16 protein-coding genes are annotated in these 17,958 nt (G+C 50.6%); 8 read left to right on the top strand and 8 right to left on the bottom strand.

Annotated elements, in window-relative coordinates; translation table 11 throughout:
• Positions 1-10: 10 nt before the first annotated feature.
• The 7 genes from HEN21_RS02625 to preA all read left to right on the top strand — a co-directional run bounded on the left by HEN21_RS02625 (position 11) and on the right by preA (position 5,993).
• Complete coding sequence (locus HEN21_RS02625; RefSeq protein ID WP_001516704.1) at positions 11-409, top strand: CidA/LrgA family protein; 399 nt, start codon at positions 11-13, stop codon at positions 407-409.
• Positions 406-1,101 (top strand): CidB/LrgB family autolysis modulator, encoded by a 696-nt coding sequence (locus HEN21_RS02620; RefSeq protein ID WP_000968208.1) that lies wholly within the window; start codon positions 406-408, stop codon positions 1,099-1,101. Before HEN21_RS02625 ends, HEN21_RS02620 begins: the two co-directional genes overlap by 4 nt.
• 130 nt (positions 1,102-1,231) lie before the next feature.
• Entirely contained in the window at positions 1,232-2,116 is an 885-nt protein-coding gene (gene cdd, locus HEN21_RS02615) for a cytidine deaminase (protein WP_000553573.1), read from the top strand.
• Between the two features lie 184 nt (positions 2,117-2,300).
• Positions 2,301-3,020, top strand: a complete 720-nt coding sequence (gene sanA, locus HEN21_RS02610) for an outer membrane permeability protein SanA (RefSeq protein ID WP_000920075.1) — start codon at positions 2,301-2,303, stop codon at positions 3,018-3,020.
• Positions 3,021-3,022: 2 nt separating this feature from the next.
• Complete coding sequence (locus HEN21_RS02605) at positions 3,023-3,262, top strand: DUF2542 family protein (protein ID WP_000383083.1); 240 nt, start codon at positions 3,023-3,025, stop codon at positions 3,260-3,262.
• 263 nt (positions 3,263-3,525) lie between these two features.
• Entirely contained in the window at positions 3,526-4,764 is a 1,239-nt protein-coding gene (locus tag HEN21_RS02600) for an NAD(P)-dependent oxidoreductase (protein WP_176252034.1), read from the top strand.
• A complete protein-coding gene (gene preA / locus HEN21_RS02595) occupies positions 4,758-5,993 on the top strand; it encodes an NAD-dependent dihydropyrimidine dehydrogenase subunit PreA (protein ID WP_000956050.1) in 1,236 nt (411 codons plus the stop codon). Before HEN21_RS02600 ends, preA begins: the two co-directional genes overlap by 7 nt.
• A 126-nt stretch (positions 5,994-6,119) precedes the next feature.
• Here the strand turns inward: preA and mglC are convergent, their stop codons facing one another.
• The 6 genes from mglC to folE form a co-directional block, all read right to left on the bottom strand.
• The gene (gene mglC, locus HEN21_RS02590; protein WP_001275121.1) at positions 6,120-7,130 is read right to left on the bottom strand and encodes a galactose/methyl galactoside ABC transporter permease MglC; all 1,011 of its coding nucleotides are present in this window, start codon (positions 7,128-7,130) and stop codon (positions 6,120-6,122) included.
• Between the two features lie 15 nt (positions 7,131-7,145).
• Positions 7,146-8,666 carry a galactose/methyl galactoside ABC transporter ATP-binding protein MglA gene (mglA, locus tag HEN21_RS02585; protein ID WP_000255012.1) on the bottom strand — a complete coding sequence of 507 codons (1,521 nt, stop codon included), beginning with the start codon at positions 8,664-8,666 and terminating at the stop codon, positions 7,146-7,148.
• Between the two features lie 60 nt (positions 8,667-8,726).
• Positions 8,727-9,725, bottom strand: a complete 999-nt coding sequence (gene mglB / locus HEN21_RS02580; RefSeq protein WP_001036961.1) for a galactose/glucose ABC transporter substrate-binding protein MglB — start codon at positions 9,723-9,725, stop codon at positions 8,727-8,729.
• 279 nt (positions 9,726-10,004) lie between these two features.
• Positions 10,005-11,045, bottom strand: a complete 1,041-nt coding sequence (gene galS / locus HEN21_RS02575) for an HTH-type transcriptional regulator GalS (RefSeq protein ID WP_000628678.1) — start codon at positions 11,043-11,045, stop codon at positions 10,005-10,007.
• 141 nt (positions 11,046-11,186) lie between these two features.
• Entirely contained in the window at positions 11,187-12,344 is a 1,158-nt protein-coding gene (yeiB, locus tag HEN21_RS02570) for a DUF418 domain-containing protein YeiB (RefSeq protein ID WP_000440935.1), read from the bottom strand.
• A 16-nt stretch (positions 12,345-12,360) separates the two neighbouring features.
• The gene (gene folE / locus HEN21_RS02565; protein WP_001139613.1) at positions 12,361-13,029 is read right to left on the bottom strand and encodes a GTP cyclohydrolase I FolE; all 669 of its coding nucleotides are present in this window, start codon (positions 13,027-13,029) and stop codon (positions 12,361-12,363) included.
• A gap of 257 nt (positions 13,030-13,286) precedes the next feature.
• On the opposite strand from folE, the gene yeiG reads away from it, so the two are divergent.
• Positions 13,287-14,123, top strand: coding sequence for an S-formylglutathione hydrolase (yeiG, locus tag HEN21_RS02560; protein ID WP_176251975.1), 837 nt, complete (start codon positions 13,287-13,289; stop codon positions 14,121-14,123).
• A 31-nt stretch (positions 14,124-14,154) separates the two neighbouring features.
• Here yeiG and cirA read toward each other — a convergent pair whose 3' ends face one another.
• On the bottom strand, positions 14,155-16,146 hold the full coding sequence (cirA, locus tag HEN21_RS02555) for a catecholate siderophore receptor CirA (protein ID WP_176251976.1): 1,992 nt from the start codon (positions 16,144-16,146) through the stop codon (positions 14,155-14,157).
• Positions 16,147-16,430: 284 nt separating this feature from the next.
• Complete coding sequence (lysP, locus tag HEN21_RS02550) at positions 16,431-17,900, bottom strand: lysine-specific permease (protein WP_000253268.1); 1,470 nt, start codon at positions 17,898-17,900, stop codon at positions 16,431-16,433.
• Positions 17,901-17,958 lie beyond the last annotated feature (58 nt).

Here is a 17,958-nt window from a genome sequence, read left to right as displayed (position 1 = left end):
GGTGTTGATCATGAGTAAGACACTGAACATTATCTGGCAATATTTACGCGCTTTTGTCCTTATTTATGCCTGCCTGTATGCAGGCATTTTCATTGCTTCCCTGCTACCGGTAACCATTCCGGGCAGCATCATCGGGATGCTGATCCTCTTTGTCCTGCTGGCCTTGCAAATTCTTCCGGCGAAGTGGGTCAATCCGGGGTGCTACGTACTGATTCGCTATATGGCGCTATTGTTTGTGCCGATTGGCGTAGGCGTTATGCAATATTTTGATTTGCTACGCGCACAGTTTGGCCCAGTAGTGGTTTCCTGTGCCATTAGTACGCTGGTGGTTTTTCTGGTGGTGAGCTGGAGTTCGCACCTGGTACACGGTGAACGTAAAGTCATAGGTCAGAAAGGATCAGAAAAATGATGGCGAATATCTGGTGGTCATTACCGCTGACATTGATTGTCTTTTTTGCCGCCCGCAAACTGGCAGCGCGGTATAAATTTCCATTGCTCAATCCGTTGCTGGTGGCAATGGTGGTGATCATTCCTTTTTTAATGCTGACCGGTATCTCTTACGACAGCTATTTTAAAGGTAGTGAGGTTTTAAACGATCTGCTGCAACCGGCGGTGGTGGCGCTGGCCTATCCTTTATATGAGCAGCTGCATCAGATCCGCGCGCGCTGGAAGTCGATCATCACCATTTGCTTTATCGGCAGCGTGGTCGCGATGGTGACAGGCACGTCCGTGGCATTGCTGATGGGCGCTTCACCGGAAATCGCCGCGTCAATCCTGCCGAAATCGGTGACTACGCCAATTGCGATGGCGGTTGGCGGCAGTATTGGCGGTATCCCTGCAATTAGCGCAGTTTGCGTCATTTTCGTCGGTATTCTGGGCGCGGTGTTTGGTCATACATTGCTTAATGCGATGCGTATTCGCACCAAAGCGGCGCGCGGTCTGGCGATGGGGACGGCCTCACACGCCCTCGGTACGGCACGCTGTGCCGAGCTGGATTATCAGGAAGGCGCATTTAGTTCGCTGGCACTGGTGCTGTGCGGGATTATTACCTCGCTGATCGCACCGTTCCTTTTCCCGATAATTCTGGCTGTAATGGGCTAAAATTTTGCGATGCGTCGCGCATTTTTGATGTAAGTTTCACGCGTTGCATAATTAATGAGATTCAGATCACATATAAAGGCATAACGGGTTCGTAAACTGTTATCCCATTACATGATTATGAGGCAACGCCATGCATCCACGTTTTCAAACTGCTTTTGCCCAACTTGCGGATAACTTGCAATCTGCACTGGAACCCATTCTGGCAGACAAGTATTTTCCCGCGTTGTTGACCAAAGAGCAGGTCTCTTCGCTGAAGAGCGCAACGGGGCTGGACGAAGACGCGCTGGCTTTCGCACTGCTGCCGCTGGCGGCGGCCTGTGCCCGCACGCCATTGTCGAATTTTAATGTTGGCGCTATTGCGCGCGGCGTGAGTGGAACCTGGTATTTTGGTGCCAATATGGAATTTATTGGCGCGACAATGCAGCAAACCGTTCATGCCGAACAAAGTGCTATCAGCCACGCCTGGTTGAGCGGTGAGAAAGCACTCGCCGCTATCACCGTTAACTACACGCCTTGCGGTCACTGCCGTCAGTTTATGAATGAACTGAATAGCGGTCTGGATCTGCGTATTCATCTACCGGGTCGCGAAGCGCACGCGCTGCGTGACTATCTGCCGGATGCTTTTGGGCCGAAAGATCTGGAGATTAAAACGCTGCTGATGGATGAGCAGGATCACGGCTTTGCACTGACCGGCGATGCGCTTTCTCAGGCGGCAATTGCAGCGGCAAACCGTTCACACATGCCTTACAGCAAGTCCCCAAGCGGCGTGGCGCTGGAATGTAAAGACGGTCGTATTTTCAGCGGCAGCTACGCTGAAAACGCGGCGTTCAACCCGACTCTGCCGCCATTACAAGGAGCGTTAATTCTGTTGAATCTCAAGGGTTATGACTACCCGGATATTCAGCGCGCGATTCTGGCAGAAAAAGCCGATGCGCCGTTGATTCAGTGGGATGCAACCTCCGCAACGCTGAAAGCTCTCGGCTGCAACAATATCGACCGCGTTCTTCTCGCTTAAGCCTGGTGCCGGATGCGGCGTGAACGCCTTGTCCGGCCTACAGGTCTGGCACACTGATAAGCGTCGCATCAGGCTTGCCAACTTATCCTGGTGTCGAAAATCCCGGCAAACAGTTTGCCGTTTCTTGCGCAAAGCCCGCAGGTAAAGTAGCCTGATTGAAATTCCCCAAGATCGAGTTTTCTGCATGTTAAAGCGCGTGTTTTACAGCCTGTTAGTCCTGATCGGCTTGCTGCTGTTGACTGTGCTCGGCCTCGATCGCTGGATGAGCTGGAAAACTGCGCCTTATATCTACGACGAGTTACAGGATCTCCCCTACCGCCAGGTCGGCGTGGTACTTGGCACCGCGAAGTATTATCGCACCGGGGTAATTAATCAGTATTACCGCTACCGTATTCAGGGCGCAATAAATGCCTATAACAGCGGTAAGGTGAATTATCTATTACTTAGTGGCGATAACGCGTTGCAGAGTTATAACGAACCGATGACCATGCGCAAAGATTTAATTGCCGCTGGTGTCGATCCGGCTGATATTGTTCTCGACTACGCAGGTTTTCGAACCCTCGACTCTATCGTACGCACGCGCAAAGTGTTCGATACTAACGACTTCATTATTATCACTCAGCGTTTCCACTGTGAGCGGGCATTATTTATCGCTCTGCATATGGGTATTCAGGCGCAGTGTTATGCCGTACCATCACCCAAAGATATGTGGTCGGTACGTATTCGTGAATTTGCCGCTCGTTTCGGCGCTCTGGCTGATCTTTATATCTTTAAACGTGAGCCACGCTTTTTAGGTCCGCTGGTTCCTATTCCGGCAATGCACCAGGTGCCGGAAGATGCGCAGGGGTATCCGGCCGTTACCCCCGAACAATTACTTGAATTAGAAAAGAAACAAGGAAAGTAGTTATGGATGTTCAGCAGTTTTTTGTCATTGCCGTTTTTTTCCTGATCCCTGTATTTTGTTTTCGCGAAGCCTGGAAAGGCTGGCGTGCTGGCGCAATTGATAAACGGGTTAAAAATTCCCTGGAACCGGTGTATGTCTGGCGTGACAAAAATCCCGGACTCTTCTTCGCTTATATAGTGGCATATAGCGGCTTCGGACTTTTATCCATCGGCATGATTATTTATCTTATTTTTTACCGATAATATTATTTCTTCCTCTTGCTAATTATTGAGAATAATTATTAGTTCACCCTCAGGCTGCGGATATAACATTCTGAACCGCAGCTATTTGTGAATCTTTTCACAGTTTAAATTCCCCCACACGCTTAGCCTTAATATTAGTACGTTATATTTACCCAAAATAATTTGAGTTGCAGAAAGGTGCGATGTCGCAGCACATGCCACTTGAAGTATTGCGGGTAAAACAGGCGTTCGCCTTAATTACCCATAGCATTAAGGAAGATCACATGCCGCAACAAAATTATCTGGATGAACTCACTCCGGCTTTTACGCCTTTACTGGCGATTAAAGAAGCCTCCCGCTGTTTATTATGTCACGACGCGCCCTGCAGCCAGGCTTGCCCGGCGCAAACCGATCCGGGGAAATTTATTCGCTCAATCTATTTTCGTAATTTTAAAGGTGCTGCCGAGACAATTCGCGAAAATAATGCCCTTGGTGCCGTTTGCGCCAGAGTGTGCCCTACGGAAAAATTATGCCAGAGCGGTTGTACCCGTGCGGGTGTCGATGACCCCATTGATATTGGTCGCTTACAACGTTTTATTACTGATTTTGAACAACAAACTGGAATGGAAATTTATCAACCAGGCAGCAAGACGCGCGGTAAAGTCGCGATTATTGGTGCTGGTCCTGCCGGATTACAAGCCAGCGTGACGCTGACCAATCTGGGCTACGACGTCACAATTTATGAAAAAGAAGCGCAGCCCGGTGGCTGGTTGTGTAACGGTATTCCGCAATTTCGTTTGCCGCAATCAGTGCTGGAAGCGGAAATCGCTCGCATCGAAAAAATGGGTGTAGCCATTAAGTGCAACTGTGAAATTGGCAAAACGCTTTCGCTGGAACAACTGAAAGCAGAAAACCGCGCAGTGCTGGTCACCGTGGGGTTATCGAGCGGTTCTCGGCTGCCGCTGTTTGAGCATAGCGACGTTGAGATCGCCGTCGATTTCCTGCAACGCGCGCGTCAGGCACAAGGCGATATCCGCATCCCGCAAAGCGCATTAATTATTGGCGGCGGCGATGTCGCGATGGACGTTGCCAGCACGCTGAAAGTTCTCGGCTGCCAGGCGGTGACCTGTGTAGCGCGCGAAGAGTTAGATGAATTTCCGGCAAGCAAGAAAGAGTTCACCAGCGCCCAGAAATTGGGGGTATCGATTATTGATGGCTTTACGCCAGTGGCGGTAGAGGGCAATAAAGTTACCTTTAAACATGTTCGTTTGCCGGGCGAACTGACAATGGCAGCGGACAAAATTATTCTCGCCGTCGGTCAACATGCCGAACTTACCGCTTTTGCGGCGCTGGAGCCGAAGCGCAACATCATCGAAACGAAAAATTACCAGACTCGCGACCCACAACTGTTTGCCGCTGGCGATATTGTTGAGGGCGACAAAACCGTGGTTTATGCCGTGAAGACCGGGAAAGAAGCCGCCGGGGTGATTCATCACTATTTAGAGGGAGCTTGCTCATGTTAACGAAAGATCTTTCTATTACCTTTTGCGGCGTGAAGTTTCCCAATCCGTTCTGCCTCTCTTCTTCGCCAGTAGGCAACTGCTACGAGATGTGCGCCAAAGCCTACGACACCGGCTGGGGCGGCGTGGTGTTCAAAACGATCGGCTTTTTTATCGCTAACGAAGTTTCGCCTCGTTTTGATCATCTGGTGAAAGAAGATACCGGTTTTATTGGCTTCAAAAACATGGAGCAGATTGCCGAACATCCCCTGGAGGAGAATCTGGCCGCTCTGCGTCGGTTGAAAGAAGATTACCCTGACAAGGTGCTGATCGCCTCGATCATGGGGGAAAATGAGCAACAATGGGAGGATCTGGCGCGTCTGGTGCAAAAAGCAGGCGCCGATATGATCGAATGTAATTTCTCCTGCCCGCAGATGACTTCTCATGCGATGGGGAGCGATGTCGGGCAAAGTCCGGAACTGGTAGAAAAATATTGTCGTGCGGTGAAACGCGGTTCCACTTTGCCGATGCTGGCGAAGATGACGCCGAATATCGGTGATATGTGCGAAGTGGCGCTGGCGGCGAAACGCGGCGGCGCAGATGGCATTGCGGCGATTAACACCGTCAAATCCATCACCAATATCGATCTTAATCAGAAAATTGGTATGCCGATCGTCAACGGTAAATCGAGTATTTCCGGTTATTCCGGTAAAGCGGTGAAACCAATCGCCCTGCGCTTTATTCAGCAAATGCGTACCCATCCGGAACTGCGTGATTTCCCGATTAGCGGTATCGGTGGTATTGAGACCTGGGAAGATGCAGCGGAGTTTTTATTACTCGGTGCGGCAACGTTACAGGTGACCACAGGCATCATGCAGTACGGTTATCGCATTGTGGAAGATATGGCGAGCGGGTTGTCGCATTATCTTGCCGATCAGGGGTTTGATTCATTGCAGGAGATGGTTGGCCTGGCGAATCATAATATTGTCCCGGCGGAAGATTTAGACCGTAGTTATATCGTCTATCCCCATATTAATCTTGATAAATGTGTCGGCTGTGGGCGCTGTTATATTTCCTGCTACGACGGTGGGCATCAGGCGATGGAATGGGATGATAAATCGCGCACGCCGCACTGTAATACCGAGAAGTGCGTCGGTTGTCTGCTTTGCGGTCATGTCTGTCCGGTGGGGTGTATTGATCTCGGGGAAGTGAAGTTTAAGAAAGGAGAAAAAGAACACCCGGTAACGTTGTAGAACCAGCGTCGCATCCGGCATTTGGCTCCTGTCGCCGGATGCGGCGTAAACGCCTTATCCGGCCTACAAAACCACACAGATCATGATGTTATGTGCATTTATGACCGAATGCGAGCCACATTCATATCACTTCTTACGCGCGTATTTCAGTGAATCCAGTGCCACGGCGAAGATAATAATCGCCCCTTTGATGATGTACTGCCAGTATGGGTTTACGCCGATGTACGTCAGGCCATAGTTGATGACCGTAAAGATAATAACCCCGGTCACCACGCCAATCACCGTCCCCACACCGCCGCTGAACGATACGCCGCCCACCACGCACGCCGCGATAGCATCCAGCTCATACATAAAGCCGAGGTTGTTAGTCGCAGAGCCGATACGTCCGGCTTCTAACATTCCGCCGAAGGCATAGAACACACCAGACAGCGCATAAATCATCAGCAGATTCAGGCCGACGTTGACACCAGAAACCTTCGCCGCTTCCGGGTTACCGCCGATAGCAAAAATGTTCTTACCGAAGCGGGTTTTGTTCCACAGTACCCAAACGAACGCCACGGCAATCAGCGCGTAGAAGGTGATGTAAGAGAGCCGGAAACTCCCCAATGCAATAAAGCCCTGGGCAAAGGTGGAGAAACCGCTATCAAAACCGGAAATCGGTGACGCACCCACAAAATCGTAATAGAGCGAGTTAATGCCGTAGACGATAATCATCGTGCCGAGCGTGGTAATGAACGGCGTCACGTTGAGATAAGCGATAATCAGACCGTTGATTAAACCGATAACCGCACCAATGGCACAGACAATCAGAATAACCAGCGCGATCGGCATCGTCGCCATTTCCGGGAACACTTTGTTGGCGTTTTCCATCGACTGCAATAACGTCGCTGCCACCACCGCTGCCAGCCCTACCTGGCGCCCGGCAGAAAGGTCAGTTCCCTGGGTGACAATTAATCCTGCCACGCCAAGCGCGATAATAATACGTACCGATGACTGGGTGAGAATATTACTTAAGTTCAACAGACTTAAAAAAGTAGGATCCTGGAAAATTATAATCGCCAGCAAAACTAAAAGAACGACGTAAATACCGCCCTCTTTCAGGTAAGTAAGAAAACTTTTCTTATTTAACGCACTCATAGGAAGCCCCTAATCTTAAAGGTGCAAAGACGCAAGACGCAGAATTTCGTTTTGCGTTGTTGTTTTTGTATCGACAATTCCAGAAACGAGACCATTGCTCATCACCAGAATACGGTCTGTTATCCCTAACAACTCTGGCATTTCTGAGGAGATAATAATAATCCCCTTGCCTTTCTTCGCCAGTTCAGCAATTAACTGATAAATTTCAAACTTCGCCCCGACATCAATACCGCGCGTCGGTTCATCGAGCATTAATATTTCTGGTTGCGTTAGCAGCCAGCGACCAATAATCACCTTTTGCTGATTACCGCCGGAGAGCGAACCAATTTGTGTTCGATGCCCCGGCGTTTTTACCCGCATTGAATCAATAACCCACTGGGTATCGCTTTTCATCCGCGAGTTATCCAGTAACCCAACTTTATTTTTGTAGTTGCGAATATTGGAAATTAACGAGTTAAAACCAATATCCAGATAGGCATAAATTCCCGTCGAGCGGCGCTCTTCGGTCACCAGTGCAAATCCGTGGTTAATAGCTTCGTTGGCGTTATGGTTATTGATCTTTTTGCCGTGCAACGTAATGGTGCCAGCCGATTTCTCGCGAATACCAAATAACGTCTCAACGATATCAGTACGTTTCGCTCCCACCAGACCGGCAATACCGAGGATCTCCCCTTTGTGCAGATCAAACGAAACATCGCGGATGGAAGGCTGGCGCAGCGACGTCAGGTTACGCACTTCCAGAATCACTTCGCCTGGCGTGTTTTGTTTGTCCGGGAAACGCTGGTTAAGAGAACGCCCAACCATCATGGCGATGATCTTGTCCATCGTCAGCCCTGCCAGCGGTTCGGTGGCGATCCACTGACCGTCACGCAATACGGTGACTTCATCACATAACTGGAAAATTTCTTCCATTTTATGCGAGATATAAACAATACCGCAGCCGCGCTCTTTTAATTTACGAATAATAGTGAACAGATGATTGACCTCTTTTTCGGTTAACGAAGAAGTCGGCTCATCCATAATCACGATTTTCGCGTTATAGGAAAACGCTTTGGCGATTTCGATCATTTGCATTTGCGAAACAGATAATGTCCCAACCCGCGCACGCGGATCGATATCAATATCCAGTTCATCAAAAATCGCTTTGGTTTCACGGTACATTTTGTCCTGATCGACAAACATGCCTTTGGTGGGGTATCGCCCCAGCCACATGTTATCCATCACCGACCGTTGTAATACCAGATTTAACTCCTGGTGTACCATCGAAATACCATTTTCCAGTGCTTCTTTGGCAGAATGAAAATCGATCTCTTTACCCTGGAATAAAATGGTGCCGGAGTCTTTTTGATAAATACCAAACAGGCATTTTAATAATGTCGATTTTCCTGCGCCGTTTTCTCCCATTAATGCATGGATAGAATGTGGCCGGACTTTTAAATTAACGTTATCAAGTGCCTTAACACCGGGAAAGGACTTGTTGATACCGCTCATTTCCAACAAGTATTCCCCGGAAGACGAAGCCGTTGAGCTGACCATATAATTTTACCTTGTTGGCCATACAATAAGGGCGCAGTAAACGACTGCGCCCAATCAGTCTTATTTCTTGCTGAATTCAGCCAGGTTGTCTTTATCTACGCCAACATAAGGAACGCGGACAACTTTATTGTCGATTTTCCAGTTGGTGCCATCAGCCGCACCTTTGCCATCGGCCAGGTTTTTCGCCAGATCAAAGGTCGCTTTCGCCTGGTTGTTAGCATCGTTCAGCACCGTGCCCGCCAGTGCACCGGATTTCACCAGTGCCAGAGCTTCTGGCAGCGCATCGACGCCAAACACCGGAATGCTGGACTTATTGTGCGCTTTCAGTGCTTCTACCGCGCCCATTGCCATCGCATCGTTGTTAGCAATAACCACTTCGATTTTGTTGGCGTTCGGGCCAGACAGCCAGGCGTCCATCTTATCTTTCGCCTGAGCGGTGTCCCACATAGCAGTATCTAACTGTAACTGTTCCGTTTTGATGCCTTTGTCGTTCAGTTCTTTAATCACGTAAGTGGTACGTGCTTCTGCATCCGGATGGCCCGGTTCACCTTTCAGCAGTACGAACTGAATCTGACCATCTTTGTTGAGATCCCAACCCTGATTCGCCGCCCAGTGTTTAGCAATCAAATCGCCCTGAATAATGCCAGACTCTTTCGAGTCGGTGCCAACGTAGTAGGCTTTGTCGTAGCTATCCAGCGCCTTACGGGAAGGCTCTTTGTTGAAGAAAACGATTGGTACGTTTTGTCCGCGCGCTTTCTCAATCACTGTACCCGCAGCAGCCGGGTCAACCAGGTTGATTGCCAGCGCCTTCACCCCTTTCGCCAACAGCACGTCAATCTGATCGTTCTGCTTGGACTGGTCATTCTGCGAATCATTCATCAGCAACTGGACGTCTGGCGCGGCTTTCGCATCTTGTTCGATAGCCTTACGCACCACGGACATAAAGTTATCGTCATATTTATAAATCGTCACACCAATACGGGTATCAGCAGCGTGTGCAGCGGCACCGAATAACATGCTGGCCATCACAGCAGACAGGGTTAACACCTTCTTATTCATGGTATCTCCGGTTTTTCTTATGCAGGGTAGTGCTTGAGATAAATGCTCGGCGGGGCAGTATAGTTAATGAAGTGTTACTGAACGCCGAAGCTCACGTTTTAAAATTCGTTCTTCCATGCCCGGTAACGCTCCAGAAAACGGCTTTAATTGTTGTTATGACGCTATAGCCTCGATAAAAGTGATTATTCACTGTTACATATAGGTTACAACGTTAAAACGGTGCAATCATAGCTATCGCATTGTTAAGATACTGTGAAATCACTCACAGATTGAAAGCGGTTACATCGCCTGATTTGTTGAGTTAGTGATCGCCGCCGCATTCTGGCGTGTTGCGACAGAATGCCGACGCACTAACGTCGGCATAAAACAGTGGCTGGCTCGCGGATCAATGTTGCCTGCTGCGCCCTGCAAGGCCAGTTCAGTAGCTAATTTTGCCATCGAAGCAATGGGATAACGCACGGTCGTTAATTGCGGGTCGGTGTAACGGGCAATGGGGATATCATCGAAACCGATGATGGAGAGATGTAACGGAATTGCAATGCCATTATCTTTTAATGCCGTCAGTGCGCCAGCGGCCATATTGTCGTTATAAGCAAACACAGCAGTAAGTTGCAGATTGCGTCCCAGTAGCTCGACCATTGCCGCCTCACCGCCGGGCATGTCCGGCGTGCCGGTGCCAATCCAGCTTTCCGGCGGAACAATATCCTGCTCTTTCAGCGCACTCATCCAGCCTGCTTTGCGCATTGCGTCATCTTCAATGCCGTGGCTGGAAGAAAGATAACCGATGCGTTGATGCCCGTTATTCAGCAACATGCGCGTCGCCATTCGGGCACCGCTGAGATTATCCAGGCAAACGCAACGATGAGCGTAACCCGGTACAACGCGGTTAATCAGCACCATACCGGGAATGTTGTCCATAAACTGCGCCAGTTCGTCGTCGCTTAACGCTTTTGAATGAACAATCAACGCATTACAACGCTGGCGAATTAACACCTCGATGGCGTGACGCTCTTTTTCCGCTTCATGATAGCTGTTGCCAATCAATACATATTTCTGATGTTGTTGGGCGACGAGATCGACGGCTTTCACCAGTGCGCCGAAAAACGCATCAGAAACGTCCATCACCACCACGCCAACGGTATCGCTCACCTGGGTTGCCAGCGCCTGGGCATTGGCGTTTGGTCGGTAATCCAGTTCACTCACGGCTTTCATTACCGCTTCACGCGTGTCCGCACTCACCAGAGTACTGTTATTGAGCACCCGGGAAACCGTTGCCACAGAGACGCCAGCCTGACGCGCTACATCACGAATGGTGATCATATTCACTACCTGTTGTGAGATTGCAGTAGGTTACTGCTTGCTGGCGGCTATTTTGTCAGCACTGAATACAGGACTTCGTGAATCGAGTCACAGCAATGGAAACGGTTACAGCCGTTTTGTTAATGAATGTGATCGAGATCGTTATCTTGATGTTTTAGACAATGCAGATCCGGCAGCACGGAGGGTTAGCTGACGCCAGAGCCATTCTACCGGCCCCTGGCGGAAGTAACGTAGCCAGATAACAGAGAAGAGGATATTCGCCAGCCATACCGGAATAACAAACGCCAGCAATTCCAGACGGTCAAACTGCATAAACAAACCGAGATGATAAAACAGCGTGGTACAAATTAGCGTTTGTAACAGGTAGTTGGTCAGCGCCATCCGTCCGACGCAGGCGATCGCCAGCACCAGCTTAAAACGGCTTAATTGTGGCCAGTAGCCGAACAGCAACGACGCATAACCCATCGCCTGAAATGGCGCACTCAGTTCACGCGGCATCTGAAGTAAGAAGGCGCACCAGCGATACGCCCAGTCCAGCCGCCATTGTAGTGCGATAGCAGGAAGGTTAATCATCAGCCCAATCGCCACCAGCACAAAACCGGTACGGCGATAGTGGCGCAAGCTGTACTGCCCTTTCAGCCAACCGCTACGCATCAATGCCGCGCCAATTAGCATCATCCCCGCCAGTTGCCAGCCATACTGCGCACCCAGTGCCAGTAAACTGTTCCCTACTCCATCGGCACGGTTACTGATGGCTTCCACGCCGCCGTGAAGTTTCCAGTATTTTTCATACAAAATGGCGGACGCATCCGGCGTCCAGGCGCGACTGGTCTGGCTGTCAGAAATCAACCCCAGCAGCAGCAAAACGCCAAGCCCTACCAGATACAACATGACGCCGGTATTAAACAGGCTTTTTACCGATGGCGCATCGCGCACCAGCCGCCAGCTGATTAAGCCCACCAGCCCGTAAGCCAGCAGAATATCGCCGTCCCAGAATAACAATCCGTGAATAAAGCCCAACAAGACTAACAGGGTGAGCCGCGACTGGATCCAGCGTCTGCCACGCGGCAGCAACATTTGCAGTCCCGCACCAAACAGCAGCGCAAAAAGCGTGAGGAATTTCACCTGGCCGATGAGATCGAGAAATGCCCATGTCCAGGCATCTTGCGACGTAATAGCGCCGTACCAGGCGGGATTGAGATAAGCCGCCTTTGGGAGTCCAAAGGCGCTGATGTTTAATAGCAGGATCCCCAGAATGGCGACGCCGCGAACAAAATCGAGCGTGACGTTGCGCTCCATGGTTCCTGCCTTTTAATCAGTTGTGATGACGCACGGCGCGCAGAAACTCGTGGCGCGTATTCTGGCTGGATTTGAACAAACCACCGAGGGAGGTCGTTGTCGTGGCGCTGGTTGCATCGCGGATGCCACGCGCTTTCACGCAGTAATGCACCGCATCGATGGAGACCGCCACATTATTGGTGCCCAGCAGCGTTTGTAGCGCAATGAGAATTTGCTGGGTCAGACGTTCCTGCACCTGCGGACGCTGGGCAAAAAACTGCACAATGCGGTTAATTTTTGACAGACCGATCACCGAATCTTTCGGGATATAGGCCACCGTCGCTTTGCCATCAATAGTGACAAAATGGTGTTCACAGGTGCTGGTCAGGGTGATATCGCGCACGGTGACCATTTCATCGACCTTCATTTTATTTTCAATGAGGGTGATTTTCGGGAAGTTGGCGTAATCCAGACCGGAGAAAATTTCATCGACATACATTTTGGCGATGCGATGCGGTGTTTCCATCAAACTGTCATCAGCCAGGTCGAGATTCAGCAGCTGCATGATTTCGGTCATATGACCGGCAATAAGGCTTTTGCGCGTTTCGTTATCCATTTCATGCACGGGCGGGCGTAGCGGTGTTTCCAGTCCTCGCGCAACCAACGCTTCATGAACCAGGGCCGCTTCTTTACTGAGTGATGGCATTTATATTTTCTCCTGCAGGTGTGACGCCTCCGCCCTGCGTGGGGGCAAAGTTATTAAGCTGATTAGCAGCCTGATTATTGTGCGTGAGGTGACGCACATAATCCAGTATTCACAGCGATAATTATTGTAATTGCCGCTGCCTTTCAGCCGTAGATGTTAAAACATCGTTATGCATATGCGGAAGTGAAAGTTACTCACAACACACTGAATAAACGGTATGATGAAAAAATTGCAAACAACATAACAAGGAGCCACGCATGGAAATGCTCGAAGAGCACCGCTGTTTTGAAGGCTGGCAGCAACGCTGGCGGCACGACTCCAGTACCTTAAACTGTCCGATGACGTTCAGCATCTTTCTCCCGCCTCCCCGCGATAACGCCCCGCCGCCAGTGCTGTACTGGCTTTCGGGATTAACCTGTAATGACGAAAATTTCACCACTAAAGCGGGTGCCCAGCGAGTGGCGGCAGAACTGGGGATTGTACTGGTAATGCCAGACACCAGCCCGCGCGGCGAACAGATTGCCAATGATGACGGCTACGATTTAGGCCAGGGCGCAGGTTTTTATCTTAACGCTACGCAATCGCCGTGGTCGGCGCATTACCGGATGTATGATTATCTGCGCGATGAATTACCGGCGCTGATTCAGTCGCAATTTAACGTCAGCGATCGCTGCGCTATTAGCGGTCATTCGATGGGGGGGCACGGCGCATTGATTATGGCGCTGAAAAACCCTGGCAAATACACCAGCGTTTCCGCCTTTGCGCCAATTGTGAATCCGTGCAGCGTCCCGTGGGGAATCAAAGCGTTTAGCGCCTATCTGGGCGAGGATAAAAATGACTGGGAGGAATGGGACAGTTGCGCGTTGATGTACGCCAGTAATGCGCAGGATGCGATCCCGACGCTTATTGATCAGGGCGATAGCGATCAGTTTCTTGCCGACCAGCTCCAGCCTGCGGTGCTGGCAGAGGCCGCACGTCAGAAAGCGTGGCCAATGACGTTACGTATTCAGCCGGGTTATGACCACAGTTACTACTTCATCGCCTCTTTTATAGAGGATCATCTGCGCTTCCATGCGCAGCATTTACTGAAATAAAACTTAGCCCGGTTCGCCGGGCACCTTCTCATCAGAAGCGATAATCCACCGCCATAAAGTAACGACGTCCGTCTTCGTTATAGCTGTAGTCGTCACGACTGAGATCTTTATCAGTCAGGTTCAGCACGCCCGCACGCAGTTTGACGTCTTTGGTCACCTGCCAGGCCGCGCCGGTATTCCAGATCGTATAGCCACCAGGCGTTTTGGCCGTATCACTGTCGGCACGTTTCTGTCCGGTATAGTGACCAGAAACATAGAATAACCAGTCTTCCAGCATCAGCGGTTTCCAGTCCAGCGTACCGTTAGCGGTATGGAACGGCAGGTCGGAAAGCGGTTTGTTTTCGCCATTGCTGACATCACGACCATCGTTGTAGGTGTAGTTGAGTGACAGCTTCCATTCGTCATTGAACGGAATTTTCAACTCAGTCTCCACGCCCTGAATTCGCGCTTTGTTAACGTTGTAGTAGCTGAATACCGGTATCCGTCGTCCGTTAGCGCCCGTTTCAAAACCGACAAAGTTCTGGTAACCCGGTGCAGCGTTAACGTCAGACGTGCGGCTGATGCTAATACGATCTTTCACATCGTTGCGGAAAACAGTCACGCTGGATTCAACCCCTTCCAGCCAGCCATCTTCACCCATGTAGTAAAGCCCCAGTTCCCAACTTTCGCTGGTCTCTGGTTTCAGATCCGGGCTGCCGACAATTTTACATGCACCACGGCAGGAATTTGTCGTCCAGTCAGGGCTAAGCTGCAACAAAGAAGGCGCTTTAAAAGCCGTTGCCCAGCCACCTTTCACGGTAACGGTGTCGGTAGCGTTATAGACCAGATAGGCACGCGGGCTCCAGTGATCGCCGTAGGTTTCATGATCATCCATACGCACGCCGGTCGTCAGCGCCAGTGGTTCAAAGATCCGCCATTCATCTTCCACAAACAGCGCGTACTGGCTGGCAGACGTTTTGGTGCTGGTGCCACCGGTCAGGTTTACTGCATCACTAAGTTTATCGTGACGCCATTCACCGCCAACCGTGACAAACTGATTAATCGTCGTCAGCGGCAGCGTGTATTTGCCATCAACGGTATTGCTTTCAGAGGTAATTGGGCTGCTGTTGCCAGGGTTTTTGTTTTCGACTTTCTCGCCGTAATATTTCAGTTCGCTGGTGCCGTAATCCCAGCGACCATTATGGCTGACAGAGTAGTTCTGGCGTTCCAGGCGGTTTTTGTCCAGCGAGTCGGAATCACGATCCTGACGGTCGAAACCGTAACCGGCGGTAAAATCGTGATTTTGATTCGGCGTCCAGGCAAATTCGACATTGCCGTCGCGGCTGGAGAATCCTTCAATACGCGGTGTTTCTCCGGTATCGGTGGTGGTTGAGTTTTGCGGGTCATCCTTTTCACGTTTCGCCAGGCTGCCGTAGGCTTTCATTCCCAGCACACCGTCAATTAATGGCCCGCTGGTGAAGAACTGACCATTGTACGTGTCACCACGATCGCGATGTTCCTGAATGGTGGTATCGACCGTAACAGTGCCCGTCCATTTTTGACCGATTTTTTTGGTGATGATATTGACCACGCCGCCAAGCGCATCAGAACCGTACAACGAGGACATCGGGCCACGTACCACTTCAATACGTTCGATGGAATCAACCGGGATCCAGTTCAGATCAAAGTCATTGTGGCGAAAGACAGCATTGCGGGAGTTAACGCGTTTACCATCGACAAGAATCAGCGTGTAACTGCTGTCCAGCCCACGAATACTGACGCCCTTGCGGTTATCCCCTTCGTTAGTCAGTTGTACGCCCGGCACTTCTTTGAGGACATCTTTCAGGTTCTGTACTGGTTTACGCTGCAGGTCTTCCTGGGTAATGACGCTGATACTGGCAGGTGCGTCTTTAAGGTTTTGTTCAACGGAAGATGCGGTGACAACCATCGTCTCGCCATCATCATCAACCGCCAACACAGGCCATGCACAAGAAATTGCGGACAAACACAGCCCGACCCGTACGAAAGGGTTCAACCTAAACATTCCATATCTCCATGAGGTAACTACGAAAATAAAATGGGTTATCGCTCACATCTTCTTCACGTCCCCTTGCGTACGGCAGCATCGCGGTGGACTTTTTATAGGCAGGAGATCACTCCAGAAAGCCTGAACAGCCTCTGATTTGTCAGCCTTTTTTGATTTCCGCGTAACAATAATGCAAACGATAACAATTATCAATTCAATTGTTAAATTTTATATCCGCATGAATATCAAGGAAAAGAAAAAGCCCTCTCGGTTGAGAGGGCTTAACAAGGAAGGGAGGAAACTTATTTCTTATCGTTCTGCGGGAACTTCATTTCGCTGTAACGCACGAAGTGGGTTCCTTTAATCAACTTGTAACCAAACCAGATGGCCAGGAACAGCGGGATACCTATATACGTTGCCGCTACGCCGCCCCAGTCGATGGTATCTTTCAGGAACGCCTCGTAGTTCTGGCCCAGGGTAATAATCAGACACAGAATGAAAGCGAAGATCGGTCCCAACGGGAAGAAGCCCGAACGGTACGGCAGGTCGTTAATGTCATGTCCCTGCAATACATAGCCGCGACGGAAACGATAGTGGCTGATAGCAATCCCCAGCCAGGCGATAAAGCCTGTCATCCCGGAGGTGTTCAGCAGCCACAAATACACCGTCTGGTTACCAAACATGGAGGTCAGGAAACACAGACCGGCAATCACCGTCGTGGCATACAGCGCGTTACGCGGTACACCGCCACGTGACAGTTTGGCAAAAATACGCGGCGCTTTTCCGTCACACGCCAGGGTGTACAGCATACGGGTAGACGCGTACATACCGGAGTTACCCGCCGACAGTACTGCTGTCAGAATGACCGCGTTCATCACCGCCGCCGCAGAAAGCAGCCCCGCGTGCTGGAACACCAGCGTGAACGGGCTGACGCTGATGTCTTTCACGTCGTTACGCAGCAGGCTTGGATCGGTGTACGGAATGATCAGGCTGATGATCAGAATCGCAAACACATAGAACAGCAGGATTCGCCAGAATACCTGACGCACCGCACGCGGAATATTTTTCCCAGGATCTTCAGATTCGCCCGCAGCAATACCAATCAGTTCGGTTCCCTGGAAGGAGAAGCCGACAATCATTGCCACGCCAATCATCGCCGCAAAACCACCGGCAAACGGTGCTTCACCTATCGTCCAGTTGCTCCAGCCCACAGGCTGCGCGCCTTTGAAGATACCGATAATCATCATCACGCCGACGACGATAAAGATAATCACTGTTGTGACTTTGATCAGTGAGAACCAGTACTCCGCTTCACCAAAGCCTCTGACCGAAATGTAGTTCAGCAGGAAAATGACGCCAAGGAACAGCGCACTCCAGATCCAACCGGGAACATCCGGGAACCACCAGCTCATGACTAACTGCGCAGCCACCAGGTCAACGGCGATAGTCACCGCCCAGTTGTACCAGTAGTTCCAGCCCAGCGCGAAGCCAAAGCCCTCTTCCACATAGTTCTGACCGTAAGTCGCAAACGAACCAGACACTGGCATATACGCCGCCAGTTCGCCAAGACTGGTCATCAGGAAGTAGACCATCAGGCCAATCAAAATATACGAGAGCAGCGCCCCGCCCGGACCTGCCTGAGAAATCGTTGCGCCAGAGGCAACAAAAAGACCCGTACCGATGGAGCCGCCAATGGCAATCATCGTCAGGTGACGCGCCTTTAATTCACGGCGTAAGCCCGGCGCTTCTGTTGTTTTAGTTTCGGAAACCATACAAAAATGCTATCCATCTTAAAAATGAGGCGCGATTGTAGCAGACGATTTGCAATCC

Origin of the sequence: Escherichia sp. 93.1518 (assembly GCF_013368915.2) — a bacterium.
In the GTDB taxonomy this organism is placed as follows: domain Bacteria; phylum Pseudomonadota; class Gammaproteobacteria; order Enterobacterales; family Enterobacteriaceae; genus Escherichia; species Escherichia ruysiae.
The sequence above is the reverse complement of the archived record's forward strand: the minus strand, read 5'-3'. Positions and strand labels throughout refer to the sequence as shown.